Source organism: Stenotrophomonas sp. HMWF023, assembly GCF_003060985.1.
In the GTDB taxonomy this organism is placed as follows: Bacteria; Pseudomonadota; Gammaproteobacteria; order Xanthomonadales; family Xanthomonadaceae; genus Stenotrophomonas; species Stenotrophomonas lactitubi.
Genome location: NZ_QAIJ01000037.1, coordinates 11,571 through 16,084 on the forward strand (window position 1 = coordinate 11,571; position 4,514 = coordinate 16,084).

The window sequence follows — 4,514 nt, forward strand, 5'->3', positions numbered from 1 at the left end:
GCGGCACCGGCCACGTCCATCTGGTGACGCTCAAGCACGATTCGGATGCCGTGCAGGACGACTGGATGGTCGTCGGCAATGATGATGCGCGGTTGCACGGGGAACTCCTGGGAAATCGAACGGCACACCTGGGTGGCCAGCGACGATTCTGCAAAGCGGGGACGCGAAGAGGTATAGGAAAGTTCCGAATCGGCATGCAGCAAACCCGGAAAACTCCATCGGCCCCCGCCCATGTGCTGATAGCCGCCCGCTATGTGCCGCGTGCACCGGGACGTTGCTGGCCTTCGGGTAAGCTAACGCCCTCGTTTGCACAGGAATTCCAGGTGGCTGATTCTCCCAACGCTTCCCCGACGCGGATCCGCGCGCTGGAAGGCCAGAAACTGCTCTTGTGTGTCGGCGGCGGGATCGCGGCCTACAAGGCCCTGGAACTGGTTCGACGCCTGCGTGATGCCGGTGCGCTGGTACAGGTGGCGATGACGGCCGGCGCCCAGCAGTTCGTCACACCACTCAGCTTCCAGGCCCTTTCCGGCCAGCCGACCCGCACCACGTTGTGGGACAGCGCCGCCGAACAGGCCATGGGCCACATTGAACTGGCACGCTGGGCCGATCGCATCGTGATCGCGCCGGGCACCGCCGACCTGCTGGCCCGCCTGGCCCAGGGCCACGCCGACGACCTGGTCAGCACCCTGTGCCTGGCCAGCACCGCGCCGCTGACCGTGTGCCCGGCGATGAACCATCGGATGTGGCTGCATCCGGCCACCCAGGCCAATATCGCCCTGCTGCGCCAGCGTGGCGCGCAGGTGATCGGTCCGGTCGATGGGCCGCTGGCCGAAGGCGAGTCCGGCCCTGGCCGTTTGGCCGAGCCGGGCGACATCGTCGCCGCCCTGGCCGCCAACGGCACTGCTGCCGCCGTCGCTGCAGCGCCGGAGACGCACGCGCTGCAGGGCCTGCGCCTGCTGATCAGCGCCGGCCCGACCTATGAAGACATCGACCCGGTGCGTTACGTGGGCAACCGCAGCAGCGGCAAGATGGGCTATGCGCTGGCCGCCGCTGCCGCCGGGCTCGGTGCCCAGGTGGTGCTGGTCAGTGGCCCGGTGCAGCTGCCGACGCCGCCCGGCGTGCAGCGCATCGATGTGCGCTCTGCCGCGCAGATGCGCGAAGCGGTACTGGATGCGCTGCCGGCCGACATCTACATCGGTGCTGCCGCCGTTTCCGACTACACCCCGCGCCAGGTGGCCGCGCAGAAGCTGAAGAAGACCGCCGACAGCCAGTCGCTGGTGATCGAGCTGGTGCGCACCCCGGACATCCTGGCCGAGGTTGCCGCGCAGACGCAGTCGTTGAAGCTGGTGGTCGGCTTTGCCGCCGAGACCCACGATGTGGAGAAATATGCGCGCGGCAAGCTGGTCGACAAGCGCCTGGACCTGGTGATCGCCAACCAGGTGGGCATCAGCGGCGGTGGTTTCGAAAGCGACAACAATGCCGCCACGGCCTTCTGGCAGGATGGCGAACAGGTATTCCCGGCTACTTCCAAGCGTGAGCTGGCCGAACAACTGCTGGCGCTGATCGCGCGGAGGCTTCAGGCATGACCCAGGCAAGCAACACCCACGGACTCTCCCCGCAACCGTTGCAGGTCAAGCTGCTCGACCCGCGCTTCGGTGACAGCTGGCCGCTGCCGGCCTATGCCACCGAAGCCAGCGCTGGCATGGACCTGCGCGCGGCGCTGGAAACCGCGCTGACCCTGCAGCCGGGCGATACCGCACTGGTCCCCAGCGGCCTGGCCATCCATATCGCCGATCCTCATCTGTGCGCAGTGATCCTGCCGCGTTCGGGCCTGGGCCACCGCCATGGCATCGTGCTCGGCAACGGCACCGGCCTGATCGACGCCGACTACCAGGGGCCGCTGCTGATCAGTGTCTGGAACCGTGGCCGCGAGGCCTTCACCATCGAGCCGGGCGATCGCATCGCGCAGCTGGTGGTCGTGCCGATTGCCCGCGTCAGCCTGCAGGTGGTGGATACTTTCACCGACAGCGTGCGGGGAACGGGTGGATTCGGCCATACCGGGGTGCGTTGACAGGGGACATCGATGAGCGTCGTCGGGGAAGCACAGCGGGGAAAGTCGTTGGGACGGAGCGCGCCATTGCTGGGTGTGCTGCTGGTACTGCTGGCCGCGTGGTTCGGCTGGAGCGCGGTACAGCAGTGGCGGCAGGCGGCCAGCGGGGAAGCGCTGGAACAGGCGCGCGACCAGGCCGTGCAAGGGCTGCAGCAGGCTGCTTCCGGCCAGCTGCAGCAGCTGCAGCAGCAGTTGAAGGGCGACCGCGTCCAGCAGGCGCTGCAGGCCGGTGATGCCGCCGGCGCCGCGCTGGCGCTGCGGGAAAGCTGGACCGGCGTCGAGCAGGTGGAGGTGCTGGGCGCTGACCTGGCCGCGGGCTACGCAGATGCGGCCACCTTTGGATATGCACGCCTGGCCCTGCTGGAATCGGCGCTGGCCGATGGCAAGGCAACCCTGCGCGTGGTCCGCGATGGCGGCGGCAACCGCCTGGGTCTGGCCGCGCCGGTACAGCTGGCTGGTGTCGGACCGGCGGTGGTGTATGTGCGTCAGCCGCTGCTGCGGTTGACCGCGCCGCTGGACCAGGTGCGCGCCCCCGGCAACGGCTTCCTGGCGCTGCGCCAGGGAACGCACAACATCGTGGTGCAGGGCGATACCGGCCTGTCCGAGAGCGCCGAGGCAATGGCGCGCCCGGTGGCCGGAACCACGCTGCGACTGGCCGCCGGAGTGCCCAATGTGGAACCCGGCCCGCTGGGGTTGGGCGCCCTGGCCAGTGCGATTGTCGCCCTGCTGCTGGCCTTCATTGCGGTACTGCTGGTGGTAGGCCGTGGCCGACTGCCGAAGTCACTGCCGCTGCCTAGTCGGCGTAGCGCGGTGGCCGACGCCGATCACGGCCCGACCCTGCGCGAAAGCCTGCAGATGGTCCCGCCGGCGGTGCCCGGCGAGACGGTGGCCGAGGCTGCGCCACCTCCGCCGCCACCGGTTCCGGCCGAGGAACTGGCTGCGGGCATCTTCCGTGCGTATGACATCCGCGGCGTGGTGGGCAGCGAGCTGACCGCGCGCACCGCTGCGCTGATCGGCCAGGCCATCGGCACCGCCGCCCTTGAGCAGGGCCTGCGCGAAGTGGTGATCGGTCGCGATGGCCGTCTGTCCGGTCCCGAACTGTCGGCGGGGCTGGCCGAAGGCCTGCGGCGTGCCGGCTGTGCGGTGATCGATATCGGCCTGGCTCCGACCCCGGTCGTGTATTTCGCCGCCTTCCATCTGCGCACCGGTACCTGCGTAGCGGTCACCGGCAGCCACAACCCGCCGGACTACAACGGTTTCAAGATCGTCATCGGTGGTGAGACCCTGTCCGGCGATGCGATCACCGACCTTTACCAGCGCATTGTCGAAGGCCGTCTGGTGCAGGCCGCGGAACCGGGTGACTACCAGCAGCGCGAGGTCGCCGCCGATTACATCCAGCGTATTGCCGATGATGTGCAGCTGGACCGCCCGCTGAAGGTGGTCGCCGACGCGGGTAACGGTGTGGCCGGTGCCTTCGCGCCGCAGCTGCTGGAAGCGATCGGCGCCGAAGTCATTCCGTTGTACTGCGATGTCGACGGCACCTTCCCCAACCACCACCCTGATCCCAGCGAACCGGCCAACCTGGAAGACCTGGTGCAGACGGTCAAGCGCTTCGGCGCCGACCTCGGCGTGGCGTTCGATGGTGATGGCGATCGCCTCGGCGTGGTCACCGCTGAAGGCAAGATCATCTATGCCGACCGTCTGCTGATGCTGTTCGCCGCCGACGTGCTGATGCGCAACCCGGGCGCGATGGTGATCTACGACGTGAAGTGCACCGGCAAGTTGTCCGATCACGTGCTGCGCAATGGTGGCAGCCCGTTGATGTGGAAGACCGGGCACTCGCTGATGAAGGCGAAGATGCGCGAGACCGACGCCGAACTGGCGGGCGAGATGAGCGGCCACTTCTTCTTCAAGGAACGCTGGTTCGGCTTCGACGATGGCCTGTACGCCGCTGCACGCCTGCTGGAGATCCTGGCCCAGCGCGAAGAAACGCCGGACGAAGTGCTGGCCGAACTGCCGGAAATGGTGGCGACGCCGGAGCTGAAGGTGCCGGTGGCCGAGGGAACCCCGCATGCGTTGGTGGCGATGCTGGTGGCCGCTGCGCAGTCGCCGGACAACCCGTATGTCGGCGGTCGACTGTCGACCATCGACGGCCTGCGGGTGGACTTCGCCGACGGCTGGGGCCTGGTTCGCGCCTCCAACACCACGCCGGTGCTGGTGCTGCGCTTCGAAGGCAACGACGAAGCGGCACTGGAACGTATCCAGGCATTGTTCCGCAGCCAGCTGCAGCCGGTGCTGGGCGACACCCCGCTGGGATTCTGAGCAGGGGCCGGGCTGCGCCCGGCTCCCGCCGAATCCACGTCAACGTCAAATTCAACCGCTGGCTTCCTGGGGGATGGCGGGG

General features: G+C 68.2%; 3 protein-coding genes and 1 pseudogene. 3 read left to right on the forward strand and 1 reads right to left on the reverse strand.

Annotated elements, in window-relative coordinates; all coding sequences use genetic code 11:
• Window positions 1–203 (reverse strand): annotated as a pseudogene (locus DBR20_RS22475) (hypothetical protein); the annotation flags it as partial.
• A gap of 120 nt (window positions 204–323) precedes the next feature.
• On the opposite strand from DBR20_RS22475, the gene coaBC reads away from it, so the two are divergent.
• From coaBC to DBR20_RS01615, 3 genes are read left to right on the forward strand one after another with little or no spacing between them, the layout of a single operon-like run.
• Window positions 324–1,586 (forward strand): bifunctional phosphopantothenoylcysteine decarboxylase/phosphopantothenate--cysteine ligase CoaBC, encoded by a 1,263-nt coding sequence (gene coaBC, locus DBR20_RS01605; RefSeq protein WP_108264952.1) that lies wholly within the window; start codon window positions 324–326, stop codon window positions 1,584–1,586.
• Window positions 1,583–2,071, forward strand: a complete 489-nt coding sequence (dut, locus tag DBR20_RS01610) for a dUTP diphosphatase (RefSeq protein WP_108264953.1) — start codon at window positions 1,583–1,585, stop codon at window positions 2,069–2,071. The genes coaBC and dut overlap by 4 nt, the downstream gene beginning before the upstream one ends.
• A 12-nt stretch (window positions 2,072–2,083) precedes the next feature.
• On the forward strand, window positions 2,084–4,432 hold the full coding sequence (locus DBR20_RS01615) for a phosphomannomutase/phosphoglucomutase (protein ID WP_108264954.1): 2,349 nt from the start codon (window positions 2,084–2,086) through the stop codon (window positions 4,430–4,432).
• Window positions 4,433–4,514: the final 82 nt, after the last annotated feature.